Origin of the sequence: Catellatospora sp. NPDC049111, assembly GCF_040648615.1 — a bacterium.
Taxonomy (GTDB): Bacteria; Actinomycetota; Actinomycetes; order Mycobacteriales; family Micromonosporaceae; genus Catellatospora; species Catellatospora aurea.
Map to the genome: position 1 here is coordinate 14,675 of NZ_JBEZEB010000052.1, position 23,090 is coordinate 37,764.

The following is a 23,090-nucleotide window of genomic DNA, read 5'->3' on the forward strand; positions in this document are numbered from 1 at the left end:
GCTCGGCCGCCACGGCGTGTCCGGCGGCGTCGCCGGTCGGCGCGGCGGCGGTCTCGGAGCCGAAGCGCGCGGTCAGCGCGGCCGCCAGCTCGATCCGGTCGTCGAAGGGCAGGACCTTACCCTGGATCTCCTGGCCCGTCTCGTGGCCCTTGCCGAGCAGCGCGATGACGTCGCCGTCCTTGGCCCGCTCCACGGCCTCGGCGATGGCGGCCCGACGGCCGCCGATCTCGACGACCTCGGCTCCGAAACCCGCGGTGCCCGCGAGCACGCCCTGCCGGATCAGCGCGGGGTCCTCGGTGCGCGGGTTGTCGTCGGTGACGATGAGCAGGTCGGAGCCCTGCGCCCCGGCCGCGCCCATGAGCGGGCGCTTGCCGGTGTCCCGGTCGCCGCCCGCGCCCAGCACGCAGATCAGCCGACCGCCGCGGACGTCGGCCAGCGAGCGCAGCGCCAGCAGCGCGGCCTCGATCGCGCCGACCTTGTGGGCGTAGTCGACCACGCCGACCACCGGGCCGGGCGCGTCGACCTGCTCCAGCCGGCCGGGCACGCCCGGGCAGGCCGCGACGCCGGCGGCGGCGGTGCGCGGGTCGACCCCGACGGCCGTAAGGCAGGCCAGCGCGAGCAGCGCGTTGGCGACGTTGTGGCGGCCGGGCAGCCGGACCGCCGCGGGCACCGGCCCGGCCGGGCCGATCGCGGTGAAGTGCTGGCCGAAGCCCTGCTCGACGATGTCGGCGGCGTGCCAGGTGGCGGCCGGGTCGCCGACGGCGGAGTACGTGATCGTGTCCGGGCGGCGCAGCGGCAGCAGTGCCGCGTCGTCGAAGTTGAGCACCTCGACCCGGCAGCGGCCGTCGAACAGCCGCGCCTTCGACTGGAAGTAGTCCTCGGAGTCGGGGTGGAAGTCGAGGTGGTCCGAGCCGAAGTTGGTGTAGCCGCCGACCGCGAAGCGCACCCCGCCGACGCGGCCCAGCTTAAGCGCGTGGCTGGACACCTCCATCACCACCGCGGTGACACCGTTCTCCCGGGCCACCGCGAACAGGGCGTGCAGCTCGGAAGCCTCGGGGGTGGTGCGCACGCTCTGCACGGTGAGCGCGCCCAGGCGGCTCTCCACGGTGCCGATCAGGCCGGTGACGTGCCCGGCCGCGCGCAGCCCGGCCTCCACGAGATAGGCGGTGCTGGTCTTGCCCGCGGTGCCGGTCAGCCCGATGACGGTCAGCGCGGCGCTGGGCGAGCCGTAGACGGCGTCGGCGACCGGCCCCAGGGCCTCGCGGGCGTCGGCGACGACGAGCACCGGCACTCCGGCCGCGAGCGCGGGGGCGAGCGCCGGGTGGGCCGCTCCGGCGGCGTCGGTCAGCACGGCGACCGCGCCGGCCGCCAGCGCCTGGGGCACGAACTCGGCGCCGTGCCGGCGGGCGCCGGTCAGCGCCGCGAACAGGTCCCCGGGCCGCACCTGGTCGCCGGCGTGGGTGACGCCGGTCACCTCGACCTCGGCCAGTGCCCCGGCGTCGCCGGCCGGGGCCGCCTCCACGAGGCTCGCGAGCGTGGCGAGGCTGACCGGCGCCACGTGGGCCGGCCGCAGCGGTGCGGTGGTGGAGCTGAGTTTCCCGGGCACGGCGTCAGACCTTACCCGCTGGCCCATGACCCATCGCACACCTGTGCCCGCTGTGTCTGACTTCTAGTGACATGGATCAGTAATGCGTCACGAAACTGGGCGACTTGACCGTGCTCGGGAGGACCTTGAAGTGCCGCAGTGTGTACGCCATGATGTCGCGGAACGCCGGGCCCGCCACCTTGCCGCCCGCGCCGACGCCCGGCGTCTTGACGAACACGGCGACCACGTAGCGCGGGTTCTCCGCCGGGGCCATGCCGATGAACGAGCCGACCTCGCCCTTGACGTACTTGCCGTTGACGACCTGCGAGCCGGTGCCGGTCTTGCCGGAGATGCGGTATCCGGCCAGCGCCGCCGACCGGCCGGTGGCCTGGTCGACGGTGGTCACCGCCTCCATGATCTCGCGCAGCGCGGCGGCGTTCTCGGCGCTGATGACCCGGTGCGACTTCGGCGGCGCGGGTTCGGTCACCTTGCCGTCCGGCGCGATGGTCTGCTTGATCAGGTGCGGCTGCACCCAGGTGCCGTCGTTGGCGATCGCCGCGTACGCCGCCGCCATCTGCAGCGGCGTCACCGCCATCTCGTGGCCGATCGGGATCGAGCCGTGCGAGGTGCCACTCCAGTCCGCCGGGGCCTGCAACTGGCCCGAGGACTCGCCGGGCACGCCGATCCCGGTGGGCTGGCCGAGCCCGAACAGCTTCTGGTACTCGTACAGCTTCTCCGCGCCCAGCTTGTCGGCGATCTTGATGGTGGCCACGTTCGAGGAGAACGCCATCAGGCCCGGCAGCGTGATCTTGGTGCCCTCGGGGAACTGGTGGGTGTCCCAGTAGACCTGGTCGCCCTTCTTGATCGAGGGACCGATCTTCACCGTCGAGTCGGGCTCGACCACACCCTCCTGCAGGGCCGCCGACAGCACGATCGCCTTGTGCACCGAGCCCGGGTCGACCACGACCGAGGTGGCGTTGTCGGCCAGCGCCTCCGGCTTGGCCGCGCCCGGGTTCGCCGGGTTGAACGTCGGGTACGTGGCCTGCGCCACCACCTCCCCCGTGCGGGCGTCGAGCACCACGGCGGCGCCCCAGACCGCCTTCACCTTCTGCATGCTCTCGAACAGGATGTGCTGCGCCTGCCACTGCACGTCGCGGTCGATGGTGAGCATCAGCGAGCTGCCCGGCTGCGCCACGGTCTCCCGGCGGTAGCCGCCCGGGATGGGCTTGTTCAGGTCCCCGTTGCCCGTCTCGTACTGCAGCTCGCCGTTGCGCCCCCGCAGCAGCTGGTCGTAGCGCGCCTCGATGCCGGCCAGGCCGTTGAGGTCGGTGCCGGTGAACCCGATGAGGTTCGCCGCGAGGTCGTCACCGGGCATGTCGCGGCGCTCGTCGCGCTTGACGATGATGCCGTCCAGATCGAGTGCGCGCACCTGCTCGGCGTCCGCCACGCTCAGCCCGCGCAGCAGCCAGCGGAACCGGATCGGCGCGCCGCTGACCTCCTGCTTGCCCTTCTGCAGCAGCGGCTCCAGCTCCGACGGGGCCTTGCCCAGCAGCGGCGCGAGCACCGCGGCGGTCGTCCGGGGGTCCTTGACCAGCTCCGGGTCGACCGCCACGAAGCGGGCCTCGACGCTCTTGGCCAGCACCTCGCCGGTGCGGTCGTAGATGGCGCCACGCGCCGCGGGCAGCACGATCTTGTCGAGCCGGTCCTCCAGCCCCTGCGCGGCGAACGCGGGCGCGTCGGCCAGCTGGAACTGCACCAGCCGCACCCCGATCGCGGCGAACAGCAGCAGCGCCACGGCGGTCGCCAGGCGCAGCCGCCGGCGCGGCTCGCCCATCTTCGGCGGGTCGGGTGGCGGGGCGACCGGGCGCTGCCGGCGGTCCTGCGGGCGGCCCCGTCCGGCCCGCTCGCCGCGGCGTGGCTCGCGGGCGCGGGCGGCCTGCGTACGCCCGATGAACTCGCGGTCGCCACGGGCCGCGGGACGGCCCCGGCCGGCGGCGGCCGTGCGGCGGCGCGGGGCCTCACGGCCCGGCTCGTCGACGTCGAAGTAGCCGCCGTCGATGTCGCCGCCGTCGGCGTCGCTCCGGCGCGGGCGGCGGATCGACGGGGCACCGGTGACCCGGCCCAGGCGCTGCGGCGGGCGGCCCTCCTCGGCCCGGCCGCCGCGCACCATGCGCAGCTCGGCCCGGCGGCGCTGGAGCTCGGCCTCGGCCTGCGGATCCGGCTCGGAACCTGCGGACGAGCCGCCGTCACGGGTGGTGCGCCCGCGCGGGGTGAAGGCACGCGCGTCGCCGATACCACCGCGGCGGTAACGCCCCCGGTCCTCCGGCTCGTCGGTGTCGCGTCGCGCCATCGTCGCCCTCTCCCGTCGACTACGCAGCCAGTCCTCTACACAGGCAGACGCGGCACGGCTCCCGGGGAGCCGTGCCGCTGCGCCGGCGGCCGGTTCCGGTGGCCCGCCCGTACGGCGGGCCACCGGAAACCGTTCACCGGCTTCCTGACGTTCACTGGCTGGTGATGCTCGGCTTGCCGGTGGCCGGCTGCGGCACTCCGATGATCTTGCCGTCGGGGAGCCGGATGAAGGCGGGCGAGCCCGCCGGCACCAGGCCCAGCCGCTTGGCCGCCGCCTCCAGGCGACCCGGCGACTCCGCCTCCGTGATCTCCTGGGTGATCTGCTGCTCGCGCAGGTCGAGTTGCGCCTGCTGCCGCTTCAGATCGGTCAGCTGGATGCCGCTCTCGGCGATCTTGGTGTTGAGCACCAGGATGCCGAGCACCCCGGCGACCACGACCAGCACGATGAGCAGCACGAACGGCGTTCGCGGCGCCGCCACCGGCATCGGCGGAGCCAGCCGCAGCCGCGGTCGCCGTGCCTCCGGCGACGTCGCGACCTCCGGCTGCACCGCCAGCGCGGCACTGCCCACCGTCCGGTAACGGTCCCCGGAACGGCCTTCCTCACTCGCCTTCGCATTCAGGTTCGCGGCCCGACCCCCCGGTCGCGACGCCTCCTGCGCTGGCGTTGTGCTGCGGCGCGATGCCCGCAGCGGTGTCACGTTCATCCCTACCCCCTTTGCTCGCAGCCTGTCGGCCCCCGGTCAGGGACCTTGTTTGTCGATCAGTTGCGCGGCCCGCAGGCGCACCGACGCGGCCCGCGGGTTGCGGGCCACCTCGGCCTCCGCCGCCATCTCGGCCCCGCCCCTGGTCAGCAGGCGCAGCGTCGGCCCGGTGCCCGGCAGTTCGACCGGCAGGTCCACCGGTCCGGTGCTGCGGGCGCGGGCCGCGAAGGCCTGCTTGGTGATCCGGTCCTCGAGGGAGTGGTACGACAGCACCACCACCCGTCCGCCGGGCGCCAACACGTCGATCGCGGCGGGCAGCGCACGCTCCCACGTGGACAGCTCGCCGTTAACCTCGATGCGCAGCGCCTGGAACGTCCGCTTGGCCGGATGTCCCCCGGTACGCCGGGCCGGTGCCGGGATCGAGTCCCGCACCAGCTCGGCCAGCAGGGCCGATGACGTGATCGGCGCCTTGGCACGCTCGCGCAGGATCGCCGCCGCGATCCGGGACGCGAACTTCTCCTCCCCGTAGACCCGCAGGATCCGGGTCAGGTCCGGGTGGGAGTAGCTGTTGACGATCTCCTGGGCGGTGATGCCCGTGGTCTGGTCCATGCGCATGTCGAGCGGCGCGTCCTGCGCGTACGCGAAGCCGCGGTCGGCCTCGTCCAGCTGCAGCGACGACACGCCGAGGTCGAACAGGATCCCGTCGACCTGCTCCAGGCCGAGCTTCGGCAGCACCTGCGGCAGCTCGTCGTAGACCGCGTGCACCAGGTGCACCCGGTCGCCGAACCGCTCCAGCCGGCGCGCCGAGTGCGCCAGCGCCTCGGTGTCGCGGTCGAGCCCGACGAGGATGGTCTCCGGGTGCGCCAGCAGCACGGCTTCGGCGTGGCCGCCGAGCCCGGTGGTGCCGTCGACGTAGACCGTGCGTCCGCCGGGTGCGCGTCCGGGCCGGTCCAGGGCGGGGGCCAGCAACTCCAGGCATCGATCAAGCAGAACCGGCACGTGTACGCCACGTGGCTCCACCATCTCGACCCCCCTGTTTTCGCTGTGCCTCGTCGTACCGCCAGATCCCCAACCGCTTCCCCGTTCCCACCCTCGTCGCGGCCGAGGATGAGAGCGATGCGCCTGGCGTCGGGGAAGTGACGCCAGGTGCCGGAGCGGGTGGAGATCTCGCGGTACGACTGCCGAGCCCGGCCTGCCATGAACGCGTGCCGAACCCCCGTCCTCACAGACCGCCGGGCAGCACCCCCTCCTCGATGTCGGCGAACTCGTCCTCGTTCGCCTCGAGGTAGGCGTCCCACGCCAGCCTGTCCCAGACCTCGACCCGGGTGCTGGCGCCGATGACCACGAGGTCACGGTCCAGTCCCGCGTACTCCCGCAGGTGGCCCGGGATGGTGACCCGGCCCTGCTTGTCGGGGATCTCGTCGTGCGCGCTGGCGAAGAAGACCCGGCTGTAGGCGCGGGCCGCCTTGTGCGTCATCGGAGCCTCGGCCAACTGGCCCGCGATGCGCTGGAACTCCGGCGTCGGAAAGACGTAGAGACAGCGTTCCTGCCCTTTGGTGATCACGACACCTCCTGCCAGCTCGTCACGGAACCGAGCGGGCAGGATCAGCCGGCCCTTGTCGTCGAGCCGGGGAGTATGGGTGCCCAGGAACATCGGCCCCCACCCCCTCCAGCACCGACACCGACGCCGTCTCGTTTCGCGGACGAGTCGGCGTGCGTTGCCCCCGGGGCCGGCGGACCATCCGGCCCGCCATTGCGCCCCACTTTACTCCACTTCCCTCCACGGTCAATGCGGATTCAGCCTTCCGGGTGCCGATTCGCTCCACATAGGCGCAGCTCATGGCCGTAAACGAGCGATGGAGGGCGGCGCGCCGCGTTACCAAGGTCATCTTTTTGACACCCGGAGTCGGCGCAGAAAAATGCACCCTCCGTCTCCGCGCGATCACCCGGAGGTGGTAACGCGGTGACAGAGGGTGCTTGACAGCTCTCTGTTGGTACTACTCGGTTATACGGCCGTCGATCGGTGGAGCGTCGCCGCGATCGGGTCGTGGCTCACGCGCCGGCGTCGTCCGCTTCGGCGTCGTCGCCGTCCTCCTCGGGACGGGCGTCCGGCGCGGCGGTCTCGGCGTCGGCCTGCGGATCCTCGCCGGACGGACGGCGCTGGTCGCGCCGGGCCGCCCCGTCGGGCTGGGCCGACGCGCTGGCCGAGGTCTTGGCGGTGGTCGGGGCGGGTTTGGCGGCGGGAGCGCCGAGCAGGCTGACCGCGGCTATACCGGCGCCCAGGCCCAGCAGCAGTCGGGCGGGGCGCCGCTCGGGGAGTTCGAGCACAGCGATGTCCTTCCAGGGGTGCGGCCCACCACTGTGCCAAGTGCTCGCCACCGTGGTGCGCATTCGCGCACGGCCGCTGTATCGTTTTACCCTTTCAGACCCGATTCGCGCAATACGCAGGGAAAACAGGAAGCCGGGCAGTGGTTCACGCCACAGGCCTGACGCCGTCACGGAGTCAGGTAGCCTCTCCCGCGTGACGGAGAACAAGCTGCCGCTGCGGGCCTCGCTCGCGGCATCGGTCTCGCGCACCGCCGCGGCGCTGTCGCGCGCCACCGGCCGGGGCGACGGGTCGGTCATCGGCGGACGACTAGGCATGATGATCGACCCCGACCTGCTCGCCCACCTGGCGGCCGGGCGGCGCATAGCCCTGGTCTCCGGCACCAACGGCAAGACCACCACCACGCGGTTCACCGCGGCGGCGGTCGGCGTGCTCGGCGAGGTCGCGACGAACTCGTTCGGCGCGAACATGCCCACCGGCCACACCTCCGCCCTGGCCCGCGCCGGCGCGACGCCGTACGCCGTGCTGGAGGTCGACGAGCACTACCTCGCGCAGGTGCTGCGGGCCACCACTCCGCTGGTCGTGGCGCTGCTCAACCTGTCCCGCGACCAGCTCGACCGGGCCAAGGAGGTGGCGATGATGGCGCAGCTGTGGCGCGACGCCCTCACCGACCACCCCGACGTGCACGTCGTCGCCAACGCCGACGACCCCATGGTCGTGTACGCGGCCGCCGCGCACGCCGCCGCGAGCGAGGGCCGGGTCACCTGGTTCTCCGCCGGCCAGCGCTGGCGCGAGGACGCCCACGTCTGCCCGGCCTGCGGCGCGCACATCGAGCGCGACGAGACCGACTCCGACGCGTGGCGCTGCGCCAACGGCGACCTGGCCCGCCCCACCCCGCAGTGGACCGTCGACGACTCCGGCGTGATCGACCCCGACGGCGTACGCCACGAGGTCAAGCTGCAGCTCCCCGGCAAGGTCAACGTCGGCAACGCGGCCACCGCGCTGGCCGTGGCGCACCGGTTCGGGGTCTCCCCCGCCGACGCCGCGCCCAAGCTCGGCGAGGTCGCCAGCGTGGCCGGCCGCTACGCCCAGGTCGACCGGGACGGGCGCAACATCCGCCTGCTGCTGGCCAAGAACCCGGCCAGCTGGCTGGAGGCCTTCGACATGGCCGAGCAGCAGCCCACCCTGCTGTCGATCAACGCGCGGGACCCCGACGGCTTCGACACGAGCTGGCTGTTCGACGTCGACTTCGCCCCACTGCGCGGCCGCCAGGTCCTCATCACCGGCGACCGGGCGTACGACCTCGCGGTCCGGCTGCAGGTCAACGACGTCGCCTTCACCCACGTGAAGACATTCGACGAGGCTGTCGCGGCGGTGCCGCCCGGCCGCCTCGAAGTGATCGCGAACTACACCGCGTTCCAGGACATCCGAGCGGAGTTGGATCGAGTTGTCTAGCGCACTCCAGATCGTCTGGGTCTACCCCGACCTGCTGTCCACGTACGGCGACCGCGGCAACATGCTGATCCTGGCGCACCGCGCCAAGCTGCGCGGCATCCCGGTCGACACCCTTGAGGTGCGCTCCGACCAGGCCCTGCCCTACGGCGACATCTACCTCATCGGCGGCGGCGAGGACGGCCCGCAGGCGCTGGCCGCCCAGCGCCTGGCCGCCGACCGCGGCCTGCACCGCGCCGTGGACCGCCGCGCGGTGGTCTTCGCCGTGTGCGCCGGATACCAGCTGCTCGGCCACAGCTTCTTCGCCAAGGGCGCCAAGTGCGACGGCCTCGGCCTGCTCGACCTGCACTCCGACCGCGGCCCCACCCGGGCCGTCGGCGAGCTGGCCGGCGACATCGACCCGGCGCTGGGCCTGCCCATGCTCACCGGCTTCGAGAACCACGGCGGCCGCACCCACCTGGGCCCCGGGGTCAAGCCGCTGGCCAAGGTCCGCGCCGGCATCGGCAACGACGGCGCGACCGAGGGCGCGTGGTCCGGCACCGTCATCGGCACGTACTCGCACGGCCCCGCACTGTCGCGCAACCCGGCCCTGGCCGACCTGCTGCTGCGCTGGGCCACCGGCGAGGAGAACCTCGGCGCGGCCGACGACACCTGGCACACCCGCCTGCGCAGCGAGCGCCTCGGCGCCGTGGGACTCGTGTGACGGCCTCGCCCGAGGTCACCTCCACGACCTCCGCACAGCCCGGCACCGCACAGCCCGGCACCGCACCGGCCACGCCGTCCCACCCGGCCCGACCCGGCGTTGCCTCGGTGGACCCGGTTCAGGCCGGTGCGAGCCCGGACCCGACCGGGACCGGGACCGGGACCGGTGCCACGTTGCCGGACCAGGCCGGCGCGGACGCCGCGCTGCCGGACCAGGCCGGCGCGGACACCGCGCTGCCGGACCAGGCCGGCGCGGACACCGCCAGGCCAGGCCAGGCCGGCGCGGACACCGCGCTGCCGAGCCACGTCGGCGCGGACACCGCCAGGCCGGGCCAGGTTCGGGCGGCGACGCACTGGCCGCGGCTGGTGGCGCTCGGGGTGCTGGTCATGGGCGCGGGCTTCGCCGCGTGGAAACTGCCGCTGGAGCAGCTGCCCACCTGGGTCGACCAGCTGGGTCCGGCCGCACCCGCGGTCGCGGTGCTGGTCTGCGCGGTGCTGCTGTGCGCGCTGGTGCCGCGTACCGCGATCTCGTTGGGTTGTGGCGCGCTGTTCGGCGCGGTCGGCGGGGCCGCCTGGTCGCTCACCGCGGCGCTGCTGGCCGCGACCGTCACCTACGCCGCCGGGCGCTGGGCCGGGCGCGACTTCGTCGCCGCGCACGCCGGTGACCGGCTGGCCCGGCTCGACCGCTGGCTGGCCCGGCGCGGCCTGCTCGCGGTGATCGTGGTGCGGCTGCAGCCGATCGCCCCGTTCGGCCTGGTCGGGTACGCGTACGGGACCAGTTCGGTGCGCTTGCGGCACTACCTGCTCGGCACCGCGCTCGGCGGCCTGCCGTCGTCGTTCAGCTACGCCACCATCGGCGCGGCCGCGATCGCGCCGCACTCACTGAGCTGGCTGACCTTCATTCCGGCCGCGACCGGCATCCTGATCAGCGCCGCCGCCGCCCTGCACTGGCGCCGCCAGTCCCGCACGACGCCCCGCCCCGCCACCGCCTGACGTTCCATGGACGCCCGGTGTCGCGATGGCGACGCCGGGCGTCTGCTCGGACACTGGTCCTGTTCGGCCGGATTAGGCTCGGCGGACGTGCGTGAGCTGCCGCGTGACGATGCCCTGGACCTCGACTTCTTGCTCTTCCGCCAGCACGACGTGCTCAGCCGCACGCAGGCACTGGCCCACTTCACCGACGCCGCGATCCGCCACCGGGTCGCATCGGAGCGCTGGCAGCGGCCACGCCGTGGCGTCTACGTGCTGCGACCGGCACCAGGTGACGCCGACCAGCAGCGGTGGATCGCAGTACTCGCCGGACCGCCCGGCACGGTCACCGCGGGGCGCACCGCGCTGGCCCAACTTGGCCTGCGCGGTTTCGCCGTACCCGCGATCCATCTGCTCATGCCCACCGCCGCCCGCGACCGCGACGCCCCGCACGACGTGCTCGTGCATCGCACCCGCCTGCTGGACCCGGCGGACGTGCACGACCTCGGCAGCCCGCCGTGCACCATGCCCGCCCGTTCGGTCGTCGATGCCTCGCAGTGGGCGCGCTCCGACGACGAGGCCCGCGCCATCGTCGCGGCCACCGTGCAGCAGCGCCTGGTCGGGGCCGCCGAGGTGCGGGCCGTGCTCGCGCGGATGAGCGGGGTTCGGCGGCGGCCGGTGATCGTCCAGGCGGTCAACGACGCCGCTGGCGGAGCCGGGTCGCTGCCCGAGGCACAGTTCCTGGCCCTGTGCCGCCGCGGCGGTCTGCCCCGGCCGAAGCTCCAGGTCAGCCGCCGTGATGCCGACGGACGTCAGCGCTACCTGGACGCCCTCTTCGAGGGATACGGCGTGCACGCCGAGATCGACGGTGCGCAGCATCTCGATGTGCGCGGGTACTGGGCCGACATGCGGCGGCAGAACGCCCTGTGGGTGAGCGGCGAGCGAGTGCTCCGCTTCCCGGCCTGGGCCGTACGCAACAAGCCGGACGAAGTTCTCGAAACCGTCCGCTCCGCGCTGCGCGCCGCGGGCTGGCCTGGCTGAAGATCTGTTTTTGTGGACGCTGGACGTTGCCAGGACGACGTCCAGCGTCCACAAAAACAGATCTTGCGTCCTGACGCCGCCTGCAGATGGCGCGTAACGCATATCGTCCAGGCTCTGGGCCGAAACGACGGGACCGACCCACTCGGGCCGTCGCGCCGCCGCAGCAGCAGGCGCCACCCAGGCCGACCCAGGCCGGCCCAGGCCGGCCCAGGCCGATTGTGGGTCAGCCGCAGGCTCGGTGCGGGCCGACCGCAGGCTGACTGCGTGCCAGCCGCAGGCCTACTGCGGGCGTCGCGCCGCCGCGGCCGTTCCATGCTACAAATCGCAGCTCAAAGTGGCCGTCACGTTAGGAAGGGCACCTTCTATAACGCGGAGCGTTAAGAAGGTGCCCTTCCTTCGGACGAAACCGTCAGGCGACGATGCTGACCAGGCGGCCGGGGATGACGATGACCTTCTTCGGGTCCTTGCCGGCCAGCGAGTCGGTGACCGCGGCCAGGGCGGCGGCGCGGACCTCGTCCTCGGCCGCGTCCGCGGCGACCTCGACCCGCCCGCGCACCTTGCCGTTGACCTGGACCGGGTACGTGACCAGGTCGGCGGTCAGCAGCGCCGGGTCGGCGACCGGGAAGTCGGCGAACGTCAGCGAACCGCCGTGGCCCAGCTTCGACCACAGCTCCTCGGCGATGTGCGGGGCGACCGGGGCCAGCATCAGCACCAGCGGCTCGGCGATCTCGCGCGGCGTCGCGCCGGCCTTGGTCACCGCGTTCGTCAGCTCGATCAGCTTCGCGATCGCGGTGTTGAAGCGCAGCGCGGCCATGTCCTCGCGGACCCCGGCGATGGTGCGGTGCAGCAGCCGGCGCAGGTCGTCCGAGGCCGCGGTGTCGACGACGGTGACCGCGCCGGTCGTCTCGTCGATCACCGTGCGCCAGACCCGCTGCAGGAAGCGGTACGACCCGACGACCGCGCGGGTGTCCCAGGGGCGGGACACCTCCAGCGGGCCCATGGACATCTCGTAGACGCGGAAGGTGTCCGCGCCGTACCGCTCGACCATCTCGTCGGGCGTGACGACGTTCTTCAGCGACTTGCCCATCTTGCCGTACTCGCGGTCGACCTTCTCGCCGTTCCAGGTGAAGACGGACGGCTGCTCCTCGGTGACCTCCTCGGCCGGGACGTACGCGCCCCGGTCGTCGGTGTACGCGTACGCCTGGATGTAGCCCTGGTTGAACAGGCGGTGGTACGGCTCGAAGCTGGACACGTGGCCCAGGTCGAACAGCACCTTGTGCCAGAACCGGGCGTACAGCAGGTGCAGCACGGCGTGCTCGACGCCGCCGACGTACAGGTCGACGCCGCCGGAGTCGCCGGCCGACTGGGGGCCGACCCAGTAGGCCTCGTTGGCCGGGTCGACGAAGGCCGAGGCGTTGGTCGGGTCCAGGTAGCGCAGCTGGTACCAGCAGGAACCGGCCCACTGGGGCATGGTGTTGGTCTCGCGGATGTAGGTCTTCGGGCCGTCGCCCAGGTCCAGCTCGACCTCGACCCACTCCTTGTTGCGCGACAGCGGGGTCTCCGGCGAGGAGGTGGCGTCGTCGGGCTCGAAGGTCTTCGGCGAGAAGTCGGCGACCTCGGGCAGCTCCAGCGGCAGCATCGACTCGGGCAGCGCGATGGCCTGGCCGTCGGTGCCGTACACGATCGGGAACGGCTCGCCCCAGTAGCGCTGGCGGCTGAACAGCCAGTCGCGCAGCCGGTAGGTGGTCGCGCCCTGGCCGTGGCCCTCGGCCTCCAGCCAGGCGATGATCTTCTCCTTGGCCTCGGCGATGCCCAGGCCATCCAGCATGCCGGAGTTGATCGCCGGTCCCTCGCCGGTGAACGCCTTGCCGTCGAAGCCGTCGGTCGGCTGCACGGTGCGGATGATGGGCAGCTCGAAGACCTCGGCGAAGTCCCAGTCGCGCTCGTCCTGGCCGGGCACTGCCATGATCGCGCCGGTGCCGTAGCCGGCCAGCACGTAGTCGGCGATGAACACCGGCACGCGCGCGCCGTTGACGGGGTTGACCGCGTACGCCCCGGTGAAGACGCCGGTCTTGACCTTGGCGTCGGCCTGGCGCTCGACGTCGGTCTTCGCCGCGGCCTGGGCGCGGTAGGCGGCGACCGCCGCGGCCGGGGTGTCGTGCCCGCCGGTCCACACCTCATGGGTGCCCTCGGGCCAGGCCGCGGGCACGATGCCGTCGACCAGCTCGTGCTCGGGCGCGACGACCATGTAGGTCGCGCCGAAGACGGTGTCGGGGCGGGTCGTGAAGACGCGGACGACCTCAGCGCTGCCCTCGACGGCGAATGCGATGTGCGCGCCGGTGGAGCGGCCGATCCAGTTCCGCTGCATCGCCTTGATCGGCTCGGGCCAGTCCAGGGTGTCCAGGTCGTCGATCAGGCGGTCGCCGTACGCGGTGATGCGCATCATCCACTGCTTCAGGTTGCGCTTGAAGACCGGGAAGTTGCCGCGCTCGCTGCGCCCGTCGGAGGTGACCTCCTCGTTGGCCAGCACGGTGCCCAGGCCGGGGCACCAGTTGACCGGAGCTTCGGAGACGTAGGCCAGACGGTGCTCGTTGATGATCGCGCGGCGCTCGGTGGCGGACTTCGACGCCCAGGTCGGGTCCTCGGCGGCGAATTTCTCGATCAGCTCGCCGATCGGGCGGGCGACGCCGCGCTCGGCGTCGTACCAGGAGTTGAAGACCTGCAGGAAGATCCACTGGGTCCAGCGGTAGAACTCGACGTCGGTGGTGGCCACCGAGCGCCGGTCGTCGTGGCCCAGGCCCAGCATGCGCAGCTGGGCGCGGTAGCGCTCGACGTTGCGCTCGGTGGTGATGCGCGGGTGGGTGCCGGTCTGCACGGCGTACTGCTCGGCGGGCAGGCCGAACGAGTCGAAGCCCATCGTGTGCAGCACGTTGAAGCCCGCCATGCGCTGGAAGCGGGCGAACACGTCGGTGCCGATGAAGCCCAGCGGGTGGCCCACGTGCAGGCCCGCGCCGGACGGGTACGGGAACATGTCCAGCACGAACTGCTTGGGCGCGCCCGAGCGCGGGTGGGACGGGTCGGCCAGCGGGCCGGCCGGGTTGGGCGCGTGGAAGGTGCCGTGCTCCTGCCAGTAGTCCTGCCAGTGCGCCTCGATGGCGTTGGCGGACGCGGCGGTGTAGCGGTACGGGGGGATGTCGGCCGGGGTCTCGGCGTGCTCGCTCATGTCCAGGTCCTCACGAGTCAGATCAAGATCAAAGTCATCGGGCGGTACGGACGCCTCAGCGCGTCGCGGTGTATCGGCTCCCGTGCCCGCGAACGGGCACAAAAAAGCCCCTCACGCAGGAGGGGTCGCCGTGCTCACGCGCGCTCTGTCGCGTCAGCACGGCTCTCTAAGGAGCGCCAGGGCCCAAGCCATGCCCGCATGATACCCCCGAGCGCGTAATCGCTGCATCTCGCATGCCACGCACACCGGCTGATCGCGGCGCGTCGCCCACCGAGCAGATCCCGTATCGCTGCCCGCCATTGCCGCAAGCGCCGCACCTACGGAACACTGCGGACAAGGCTCGCACTCCCGTGCGAGCCGCCCGGCGCGTCGTCCCGGCCGTCCGGCCGGGTAGTCGACCGGGAAGCAACCTCCCCGACGGAGGTCGGCGTCCTGTCGGGGCGCAGGTGATCAGAATGGTGGGAGGCCGGGGTGAGCGCAGGAAGCGCCCGTCCCACGGGGGCCGTGCCCCGCAGTTGCGAACTACAGGAGGACATGTGACCACGCAACGCAGTGGGGGCGAACTCACCGACCCCATGACGGTCGACGAGTTCCGTGCCACGACCAACGCCATCGTGGCCAACATCGAGCAGGTCATCGAGGGCAAGACCGCCACCGTGCGGCTGGCCCTGGCGGTGCTGCTGGCCGAGGGCCACCTGCTCATCGAGGACGTCCCCGGCGTGGGCAAGACGAAGCTGGCCAAGGCTCTCGCGCGGTCCATCGACTGCTCCGTGCGCCGCATCCAGTTCACCCCCGACCTGCTGCCCAGCGACGTCACCGGCGTCAGCGTCTACAACCAGGAGACGCGCGACTTCGAGTTCAAGCCGGGCGCGGTCTTCGCCAACCTGGTGGTCGGCGACGAGATCAACCGGGCCTCGCCGAAGACCCAGTCGGCGCTGCTGGAGTGCATGGAGGAGCACCAGGTCACCGTGGACGGCGTGACGTACACCATGGAGATCCCGTTCATGGTGGTCGCGACGCAGAACCCGATCGAGATGGAGGGCACGTACCCGCTGCCCGAGGCCCAGCGCGACCGGTTCACCGCCCGCATCGCCATGGGCTACCCGGACGCCGCCGCCGAATACGCCATGCTCGACGGCTACCACTCGCACGACCCGCTGGAGGACCTGACCGCGGTCGTCGACGGCGGCACCGTGCGCCGGCTCATCGCCACGGTGCGCAGCGTGCACGTCGCCGAGGCCGTCAAGCGCTACGCCGTCGAGCTGGTGACCGCCACCCGCGAGGCCCCCGAGCTGCGCCTGGGCGCCTCGCCCCGGTCCACGCTGCAGTTGCTGCGCACGGCCAAGGCCGTCGCCGCCCTGGACGGCCGCGACTACGTCGTGCCCGACGACCTGCAGACCCTGGCCGTGCCGGTGCTCGCGCACCGCGTCATCCCCACCGCCGACGCCCAGCTGGCCCGGCGCACCACCGACGCGATCCTGTCCGAGCTGGTGCACCGCCTGCCGGTGCCGCACGACCGCGGGCGCTCCCCCTACGACACCCGCCCGGCGACGCCGCCCAACTCCTTCTACGACCGGCGGGGCTGACCCATGCGTGAGGCGCTGCGCGGGCTCACCACCCGCGGACGCTCGTTCCTCGCCGCGGGGGCGGCCGCGCTGCTGTGCGCGCTCGCCCTCGGCGAGAAGGACCTGATGCGGGTGGCGGTGCTGCTCGTGGCGCTGCCGCTGATGGCGGCGATGTACGTCGGCCGGGCGCGCTACAAGCTCGCCTGCACGCGCAGCCTCGACCCGTACCGGGTGCAGGCCGGCGGCAGCGCGCGGGTGCTGCTGCGGCTGCAGAACATGTCCCGGCTGCCCACGGGCACGCTGCTGCTGGAGGACCGGCTGCCCTACGCGCTGGGCAGCCGGCCCCGGCTGGTGCTGGAGCGCCTCGGCGCGCAGCAGGCCAGCTCCGTGGCGTACACGGTCCGCGCCGAGCTGCGCGGGCGCTACGAGGTCGGCCCGCTGACGCTGCGCATGACGGACCCGTTCGGGCTGTGCGAGCTGACCCGCTCGTTCCCCAGCGCGGACAGACTCACCGTCATCCCGAACGTGTCGGCCCTGCAGCTGGTACGCCTGGCCGGGGAGTACTCCGGCACCGGCGACAGCCGGGCCCGCTCGGTCGCGGTGCACGGCGAGGACGACGCCGCCACGCGCGAGTACCGCCGCGGTGACGACCTGCGCCGGGTGCACTGGCGCTCGACGGCCCGGGTCGGCGAGTTGATGGTGCGCCGCGAGGAGCAGCCGTGGGAGAGCCGGGCCACCGTCCTGCTCGACACGCGGCTGGGCGCGCACCGGGGCGAGGGCCCCACGGCCAGCTTCGAGTGGGCGGTGTCGGCCTCGGCCAGCATCGCGGTGCACCTGCGCCAGGCCGGATACCGGCTGCGCCTGGTCACCGACACGGGCGCCGACATCGACGCCACCGAGGGCGTCGGCGACGGCATGCTGCTCGACCACCTGGCCGAGGTGAAGGCCTCGCCGCGCGGCGACGTCGGCAGCCTGGTGGAGCACACCCGGCGGCGCGCCGACGGCGGCCTGATCATCGCGGTGCTGGGCCTGCTCAGCGCCGAGGAGGCGCGCCTGCTGTCGGCCCTGCGCAGCAGCGGCACCACCTGCGTGGCGTTCTTCCTGGACGCCAGCACCTGGCTCAACCTGCCCGTCCAGGCTCGCGAGGCCGCCGAGCACGAGCACGCGGCGGCGGCGCTGTCGCTGATGCAGAGCGGCTGGCGGGTCGTCCGGGTCAAGCACGGCGACCAGCTGCCCACGCTGTGGCCGCAGGCCGCCCGGGGCCAGCAGGGCTTCGCGGTGCGCGCGGCGATGGCCGAGACGGTCACCATGGGAGGCGGCCGATGAACTCACGACGTCATCTGGGCCTGGTCGCGGGCGGGGCCACGATCCTCGCCTCGGCCCCGATCTCGCAGATCTTCGCGGGCTGGAGCTGGCTGTTCGAGGGCGGGCTCATGGTCGCGATGGTGACCGGGGCCGCGCTGGGCGCGCGCTCGCTGCGCGGGCGGCTCTGGGCCCAGCTGCTGGCCATGCTGGTCGCGCTGCTGATCGGCCTGACGTGGCTGTTCGGCGGGGACACCGCGATCGGAGGCCTGATCCCCACGCCGGACACGTTCGCGCAGTTCGGCTCGCTGTTCGCGCTGGCCGGCGAGGAGGTCCAGAAGAGCTACGTGCCCGTGCCCGACCTGGACGGCCTGCTGTTCGTCAGCGCGCTCGGCATGGGCGCGGTGGCGATCATCGTCGACCTGTGCGCGGTGGGGCTGCGCCGCCCGGCGCTGGCCGGCCTGCCGATGCTGGCCATCTACTCGGTCCCGGTCGCGGTCTACATCGACTCGGTGAACCCGTTCCCGTTCATCATCGCCGCGGTCGGCTTCCTGTGGCTGCTGGTCAGCGACAACGTCGACCGGGTCCGCCGCTTCGGCCGCCGGTTCACCGGCGAGGGACGCGGCGTCGACGTCTGGGAGCCCTCACCGCTGGCCTCGGCCGGACGGCGGCTGGCCGTGGTCGGCGTGCTGGTCGCGGTCGCCCTGCCGCTGGCCGTGCCCGCGATGAGCGCGGGCTGGCTCGGCGAGTTCGGCAGCGGCGACGGCCTCGGCCAGGCCGGCAAGGGCCCGCGCGGCAGCGGCCGGGTGGACCTGTTCGCCGAGCTGAGCGGCCGGCTCAAGCAGGCCGGCGTGCAGGACATGGTCAAGGTCACCACCAACGACCCGGACCCGTTCTACATGCGCTTCGGCGTCGCCGACCAGATCAGCGGCGGCGGCTTCGCCAGCCACCAGCCCACCGGCCAGCCGGTCAGCGACGACCTGCCCGACCCGGCGGGGCTCGACCTCAGCGCGGTGCGCACGCAGGCCGCGACGGCCCGTGTCGAGATCACCGAGAACTTCGCCATGCCGCTGCTGCCGGTCTACTCGGCGCCGACGTCGGTCCGCGGGCTCGACGCCGCGTGGTCCTACGACCCGTCGCTGCAGATCGTCTACTCGCAGCGGTCGAACTCCGCCGAGCTGTCGTACGAGTTCGACTACGTGCGGGCCGAGTTCACCCCCGACCAGCTGCGCACCGCCCCGACGATGGCCGCGTCCGACGCCAACCAGCGCGACTACAGCCGGGTGCCCGAGGTGCCCGAGGTCCGCACCCTGGTGAACAAGCTGGTCGCGGGCAAGGCGAACAACTACGACCGGGTCCGGGCCCTCTACGACTACTTCTCCGCCAAGAACGACTTCAAGTACGACGTGGCGGCCCCGGCGGGCACCTCCGGCGCGGCCATCGTCGACTTCCTGAACAACAAGCGCGGCTTCTGCGAGCAGTACGCGGCGGCGCTGGCGTGGATGGTGCGCACCGCGGACATCCCGGCCCGGGTGGCGTTCGGCTTCACGCTGGGCGGCTCGGCTGACAACGGGGTGCGTACGCTCACCAACCGCAACCTGCACGCGTGGACCGAGGTGTACTTCTCCGGCTTCGGCTGGGTGCCGTTCGACGCGACCCCGTCGACGTACGTGGTCGGCTCGGCTCCCACCGCGTGGGCGCCGGACGTGGACGCGCCGGAGGAGACCCCCGGCCAGCCGCGCCCCTCGCTCAGCCCCGGCGCGACCGACGGCTCGGCGGGACCGGGCGGGCCGACCCGCGACCCGATCGACCCCGACGGCGGGTTCGCCGGGCCGATCAACCTCGAGACCGAGCTGCCCACCTGGGTGTGGGTGGCGAGCGGCGGCGTCCTCGTGCTGCTGGTGCTGCTGGTCACCCCGGCGCTGCGGCGGCTGACGCTGCGGCGGCGGCGCAGCGCGCGGGCCGCGGCGACGGCCACCGGCGACGGGTTCGCCACCGTCGGTGTCTCCCCGGCGGACCTGACCATGACCGTGGTCGGCGACACCGACGCCGCCCGGCGGCAGGCCCACGCGGCCTGGGACGAGCTCATCGACACGATGATCGACCACCGGCTCGTGGTCGACCCGGCGGAGACCCCCCGGGCCACCGTCGAACGGCTGATCAGCACCGCGCTGCCCGCGTCGCCAGCGGTGGAGCAGGCGCGCCTGCTCGGGCTGGCCGAGGAGCGGGCCCGATACGCGCCGGTGCCGCTGTCGGCCGAGCGCCTCGCCCCGGCCGTCCGCGAGGTGCGCCAGGCCATCGCGGGCGAGGCGGACCGGGGTGTGCGCCTGACGGCGCTGCTGATGCCGCCGTCGGTGCTGCTGCGCTGGCGCAACGCGACCTACACCGGGCTCACCGCGCTGTCGGCGCGGACGGCACGGCTGAGCGAGGTCCTGATGCGCGTGCTGCGCCCACTCCGGCCCCGGCGGCTACTGCGCTGACCGAGGCCGACGGTCGGCACGGCCCTCGGGCCGCCGCGCCGACCAGGCTGATGATCGCTGTTTCCGGTCATGATCTGCGGTGCGACCGCAGGTTCTGACCGGAAACGGCGATCACCCCCCACAGCAGCCACAGACGTCCAGAACACGCAGAGGTGACGAGCGCCGCCCCCGTCCAGGGGCGGCGCTCGTCGTCGTCATGGGCACCGGCGCGGCCTCGCCGGTGCAGGGGTCAGCGGTCGAAATCCCCGCGCTCGCGCCAGCGGTTCTCCAGGCGGTCGATGATGCCGCCGCGGCCGCCCCGGCCACCGCCGCGGGTGCGGCGGGTCGCGGTGCCACCGACGGAGCGCAGCTCAGCGGTCTGGCTGCGCTTGTGCGCCAGCATCCAGAACGCCGCCGCGCCGAGCATCAGCACGAAACCGACGACGCCCAGCCACAGCTTCTCGCTGTCGGCGACGCCGTAGACCACCAGGCCCAGTCCGACGAGGATGAGCACGGCGGAGATGATGATCCGCCGGCGGGCGTGGAACTTGGGGTCGCTGTGGCGGACTGCCGAAGCGAACTTCGGGTCTTCGGACAGCGACCGTTCGATCTGCTCGAACAGCCTCTGCTCGTGCTCGGATAGCGGCACGGCTCTCCTCCCCGGTCCGCCAGGTCGGCGTTCCCCTCTCCAGGGTGCGACAGAGCGCCGATTCCCCAGATGAAGATCGCCAAACCGTGAATACGTGTTGCAGCCGGACGACTGCTACCCGTCAGTCTACGAGGGCGGTGGCGGGTCGGAAAGCGGGACGACCATGCCCGGAGCGGGATTTTGCGGCCGCGAGGCCGCCGCACCCGCAGAACGCCGGGTCGTACCGAGAAGACTGGCCGGACGGACGGCCCCGCGACCGAACCGGGCGATGACGGCATCACTGGCCACCTCGGCCTCCCGCCAGCCGTCCTCCTCCTCGCCGAGGGCCAGCTGCCGCACCGCCCCCTCGGCCGCCAGCAGCCCCTCCAGCCGCACCCCCACCAGCCGGATGCGCTGCTGGGCGCGCACCGCCTCGAACAGCTCCCAGGCGGTGGCGAGGATGTCGTGCGCCACGTCGGTCGGGCCGGGCAGCGTGCGGGACCGGGAGATGGTCCGGAAGTCGGCGAACCGCACCTTGATCGACACGGTGCGCCCGGCCTGCCCGGCGGCACGGGCCCGGCCGGCCACCTTCTGCGCCAGCGCCAGCAGCGCCTTGCGCAGCGCCTCCGGCTCGCCCAGGTCGGTGTCGAAGGTCACCTCGGCGCCGATCGACTTCTCCTGGTGCTCGGTGTTCACCTGGCGCGGATCCCGGCCCCAGGCCAGCTCGTGCAGGTGCGCGGCCAGCGACTGCCCCACCGCGGCCCGCAGCAGGCTCGGCGTGGCGTCGGCGACGTCGGCGACGGTGCGCAGGCCGAGCCGGTGCAGCGCCTCCTCGGTGCGCTCACCGACGCCCCACAGCACCGACACCGGCAGCGGGCGCAGGAACTTCAGCGTCTTGTCGGCCGGGATGACGAGCATCCCGTCCGGCTTGGCCCGGGTGGAGCCGAGCTTGGCCAGGAACTTGTTCGGGGCGACCCCGATCGAGCAGGTGAGCCGCTGCTCCTCGGCCACCCGGCGGCGGATCAGCCGGGCGATCTCGGCAGGCGGCCCGAACAGGCGGCGGCTGCCGGACACGTCGAGGAACGCCTCGTCCACCGACAGCTGCTCGACCAGCGGCGTGATGTCGCGGAACAGCGCCATCACCGCCCGCGAGGCCTCGGCGTAGGCGGTCATGTCGGGCGGGATGAAGATCGCCTGCGGGCAGCGGCTGCGGGCCATCGCGGTCGGCATCGCGCTGCGTATGCCATAGGCCCGTGCTTCGTAGCTGGCCGAGGAGACCACCCCGCGCCCGCCGGTGCCGCCGACCACCACCGGCAGCCCGCGCAGCTCGGGACGGCGGCGGACCTCGACGGCCGCGAAGAAGGCGTCCATGTCGATGTGCAGAAACGGGCAGCCCGAATCGTCGCCGTCAGGCCCGAACCCCTTCGGCGCCCCACCCCCGGAAGCACGTCCCACAACCCGTCACGCTACCGCCCGGGTAAGACACCCACCCCGCCCCAGCGGGTCACGGCGGCTGCCGGGTGCTGCAGTTTCGGGGAAAGTGCACGAATAGCGGCGCTGATTCGCGCAGTTTCCCCGAAACTGCGCGACCGAACGCCGGGCGCGGCGTCGGGGCGGGCGCGGGGTCAGGGGCGGTAGAGGAGGAGGGGGATGCGCATTTCGGGTTCGGTGAGGGAGCCGTGCATGGCGATCAGGCGGGTTACCGAGGGCGGGTCGGTGGCGGTGGCCAGGATCGCCCAGTCGTCGCGGCAGACCGCGACCACGTCGCCGAGGCGGGCCGCGTGGCGCTGCGCCATCGGGCCGTACCAGCCGGTGGCGATCGCCTCGTCGCGGGTGCCGAGCCAGGCGACGTGCCCGGCCCGCTCCCGCCAGGCGGCGAGCACGTCCGCAGTCGCGCCGGGCGCGGTGTGCAGATAGCGCACGCGCGGCTCGCCGGTCACCACCCGCACCCCGGCCGACAGCGCCGGGTCGGCGTGCGCGTCGACGCGGCGGTCCGCGGGCACGTCGAGCTGGCCGTGGTCGGCGGTGACCAGCAGCGCGGCGTCCTCGGGCAAGCCGTCGACCAGCCGGGCCAGCAGGGCGTCCACCTCGGCGGCGGCCGCGGCCCACTCGGGCGAGGTGAGGCCGTGCTCGTGGCCCGCCTTGTCCAGGCGCGGGTGGTAGCCGTACACCAGGGCGCGGGCCGGGGCCTCCTTGAGCGCCGTGAGCATGCCGGTGGCCAGTTCGTCGGCGTCGACCGCGGGCACGTAACGCGCGCCCGCGCTGGTGGCCGCGGTCAGGCCGCTGGCCGCGAACTCCGGGCGGTTCACCACCGTGGTGTCGATCCCGGCGGCGGCCGCGGCGGCGTACAGCGGCGGCACCGGCACCCACTGCCGCGGCGGCGGGTCGTCGGACCAGACGGTGTGGTTGAGCACCCGGTCGGTGCCCGGCACGATGGTGTTGAACGCCAGCACGCCGTGCGCGCCGGGCAGCGCGCCGGTGGCGAGGCCGACCAGGCTGGTCGGGGTCGTCGACGGGAAGCCGCAGGTCGTCGACAGCGCGAGGCCGAGTTCGCCGCGCAGGGTCGCGGCGATGACCGGGGCGACCGGAGCCATCGCGGGCAGCTGGTGATGGCCCATGCCGTCGACGAGCAGCACCGCGATGCGGCGTACGCCGTCCAGCCGGTCGGCCAGGCCCAGCCGGTCGGCGACGCCGGGCGCCCCCAGCGCGACCAGCGCCCCGGGCAGCACGTCGGCGAGCGTGCCCTCGTCGTATCTCGGTGCCACGAACACGGAAGCCTCCCGGCGGG

Annotated in this window: 16 protein-coding genes and 1 pseudogene; 7 read left to right on the forward strand and 10 right to left on the reverse strand. The window is 73.2% G+C overall.

Annotated features, from left to right (window positions below; genetic code table 11):
* Positions 1-58 precede the first annotated feature (58 nt).
* From AB0B66_RS38780 to AB0B66_RS38805, 6 genes and pseudogenes are all read right to left on the reverse strand, one after another.
* Positions 59-1,606: pseudogene (locus tag AB0B66_RS38780) on the reverse strand (UDP-N-acetylmuramoyl-L-alanyl-D-glutamate--2,6-diaminopimelate ligase); the annotation flags it as partial.
* A 76-nt stretch (positions 1,607-1,682) separates the two neighbouring features.
* Positions 1,683-3,935, reverse strand: coding sequence for a penicillin-binding protein 2 (locus tag AB0B66_RS38785; RefSeq protein ID WP_360539754.1), 2,253 nt, complete (start codon positions 3,933-3,935; stop codon positions 1,683-1,685).
* Between the two features lie 151 nt (positions 3,936-4,086).
* A complete protein-coding gene (locus tag AB0B66_RS38790) occupies positions 4,087-4,503 on the reverse strand; it encodes a hypothetical protein (protein ID WP_360539756.1) in 417 nt (138 codons plus the stop codon).
* A 171-nt stretch (positions 4,504-4,674) separates the two neighbouring features.
* Positions 4,675-5,658, reverse strand: a complete 984-nt coding sequence (gene rsmH, locus AB0B66_RS38795) for a 16S rRNA (cytosine(1402)-N(4))-methyltransferase RsmH (RefSeq protein WP_360539758.1) — start codon at positions 5,656-5,658, stop codon at positions 4,675-4,677.
* 199 nt (positions 5,659-5,857) lie between these two features.
* Complete coding sequence (gene mraZ, locus AB0B66_RS38800; protein ID WP_203687972.1) at positions 5,858-6,289, reverse strand: division/cell wall cluster transcriptional repressor MraZ; 432 nt, start codon at positions 6,287-6,289, stop codon at positions 5,858-5,860.
* Between the two features lie 398 nt (positions 6,290-6,687).
* Positions 6,688-6,963 carry a hypothetical protein gene (locus AB0B66_RS38805; RefSeq protein ID WP_360539760.1) on the reverse strand — a complete coding sequence of 92 codons (276 nt, stop codon included), beginning with the start codon at positions 6,961-6,963 and terminating at the stop codon, positions 6,688-6,690.
* A 208-nt stretch (positions 6,964-7,171) separates the two neighbouring features.
* Between AB0B66_RS38805 and AB0B66_RS38810 the strand changes: the two genes are divergently transcribed.
* From AB0B66_RS38810 to AB0B66_RS38825, 4 genes are all read left to right on the forward strand, one after another.
* Positions 7,172-8,416 (forward strand): MurT ligase domain-containing protein, encoded by a 1,245-nt coding sequence (locus tag AB0B66_RS38810; protein ID WP_360539826.1) that lies wholly within the window; start codon positions 7,172-7,174, stop codon positions 8,414-8,416.
* Positions 8,403-9,116, forward strand: a complete 714-nt coding sequence (locus AB0B66_RS38815; protein ID WP_360539828.1) for a glutamine amidotransferase — start codon at positions 8,403-8,405, stop codon at positions 9,114-9,116. The genes AB0B66_RS38810 and AB0B66_RS38815 overlap by 14 nt, the downstream gene beginning before the upstream one ends.
* The gene (locus AB0B66_RS38820; protein ID WP_360539762.1) at positions 9,113-10,108 is read left to right on the forward strand and encodes a VTT domain-containing protein; all 996 of its coding nucleotides are present in this window, start codon (positions 9,113-9,115) and stop codon (positions 10,106-10,108) included. Before AB0B66_RS38815 ends, AB0B66_RS38820 begins: the two co-directional genes overlap by 4 nt.
* Before the next feature lie 87 nt (positions 10,109-10,195).
* Positions 10,196-11,125: a DUF559 domain-containing protein gene (locus AB0B66_RS38825; protein ID WP_360539764.1), complete on the forward strand. Its 930-nt coding sequence runs from the start codon at positions 10,196-10,198 to the stop codon at positions 11,123-11,125.
* A gap of 409 nt (positions 11,126-11,534) precedes the next feature.
* On the opposite strand, the gene leuS is transcribed toward AB0B66_RS38825, so the two are convergent.
* Complete coding sequence (gene leuS / locus AB0B66_RS38830) at positions 11,535-14,348, reverse strand: leucine--tRNA ligase (RefSeq protein WP_360539766.1); 2,814 nt, start codon at positions 14,346-14,348, stop codon at positions 11,535-11,537.
* Between the two features lie 575 nt (positions 14,349-14,923).
* On the opposite strand from leuS, the gene AB0B66_RS38835 reads away from it, so the two are divergent.
* From AB0B66_RS38835 to AB0B66_RS38845, 3 genes are read left to right on the forward strand one after another with little or no spacing between them, the layout of a single operon-like run.
* Complete coding sequence (locus AB0B66_RS38835) at positions 14,924-15,934, forward strand: MoxR family ATPase (RefSeq protein WP_360539830.1); 1,011 nt, start codon at positions 14,924-14,926, stop codon at positions 15,932-15,934.
* A gap of 3 nt (positions 15,935-15,937) precedes the next feature.
* On the forward strand, positions 15,938-17,239 hold the full coding sequence (locus tag AB0B66_RS38840) for a DUF58 domain-containing protein (protein WP_360539768.1): 1,302 nt from the start codon (positions 15,938-15,940) through the stop codon (positions 17,237-17,239).
* The gene (locus AB0B66_RS38845; RefSeq protein ID WP_360539769.1) at positions 17,236-19,695 is read left to right on the forward strand and encodes a DUF3488 and transglutaminase-like domain-containing protein; all 2,460 of its coding nucleotides are present in this window, start codon (positions 17,236-17,238) and stop codon (positions 19,693-19,695) included. Before AB0B66_RS38840 ends, AB0B66_RS38845 begins: the two co-directional genes overlap by 4 nt.
* Before the next feature lie 229 nt (positions 19,696-19,924).
* On the opposite strand, the gene AB0B66_RS38850 is transcribed toward AB0B66_RS38845, so the two are convergent.
* The 3 genes from AB0B66_RS38850 to AB0B66_RS38860 all read right to left on the reverse strand — a co-directional run bounded on the left by AB0B66_RS38850 (position 19,925) and on the right by AB0B66_RS38860 (position 23,073).
* Positions 19,925-20,323, reverse strand: a complete 399-nt coding sequence (locus tag AB0B66_RS38850; RefSeq protein ID WP_360539771.1) for a DUF3040 domain-containing protein — start codon at positions 20,321-20,323, stop codon at positions 19,925-19,927.
* Between the two features lie 126 nt (positions 20,324-20,449).
* A complete protein-coding gene (locus AB0B66_RS38855) occupies positions 20,450-21,757 on the reverse strand; it encodes a DNA polymerase IV (protein ID WP_360539773.1) in 1,308 nt (435 codons plus the stop codon).
* Between the two features lie 170 nt (positions 21,758-21,927).
* Complete coding sequence (locus AB0B66_RS38860) at positions 21,928-23,073, reverse strand: alkaline phosphatase family protein (RefSeq protein ID WP_360539775.1); 1,146 nt, start codon at positions 23,071-23,073, stop codon at positions 21,928-21,930.
* Positions 23,074-23,090 lie beyond the last annotated feature (17 nt).

Bases quoted from the DNA above. Each gene is read 5' to 3' on its own strand.
- AB0B66_RS38785 (WP_360539754.1), bottom strand. From the start codon at position 3,935: ATGGCGCGACGCGACACCGACGAGCCGGAGGACCGGGGGCGTTACCGC.
- AB0B66_RS38835 (WP_360539830.1), top strand. From the start codon at position 14,924: ATGACGGTCGACGAGTTCCGTGCCACGACCAACGCCATCGTGGCCAAC.
- AB0B66_RS38840 (WP_360539768.1), top strand. From the start codon at position 15,938: ATGCGTGAGGCGCTGCGCGGGCTCACCACCCGCGGACGCTCGTTCCTC.
- mraZ (WP_203687972.1), bottom strand. From the start codon at position 6,289: ATGTTCCTGGGCACCCATACTCCCCGGCTCGACGACAAGGGCCGGCTG.
- leuS (WP_360539766.1), bottom strand. From the start codon at position 14,348: ATGAGCGAGCACGCCGAGACCCCGGCCGACATCCCCCCGTACCGCTAC.
- rsmH (WP_360539758.1), bottom strand. From the start codon at position 5,658: ATGGTGGAGCCACGTGGCGTACACGTGCCGGTTCTGCTTGATCGATGC.
- AB0B66_RS38845 (WP_360539769.1), top strand. From the start codon at position 17,236: ATGAACTCACGACGTCATCTGGGCCTGGTCGCGGGCGGGGCCACGATC.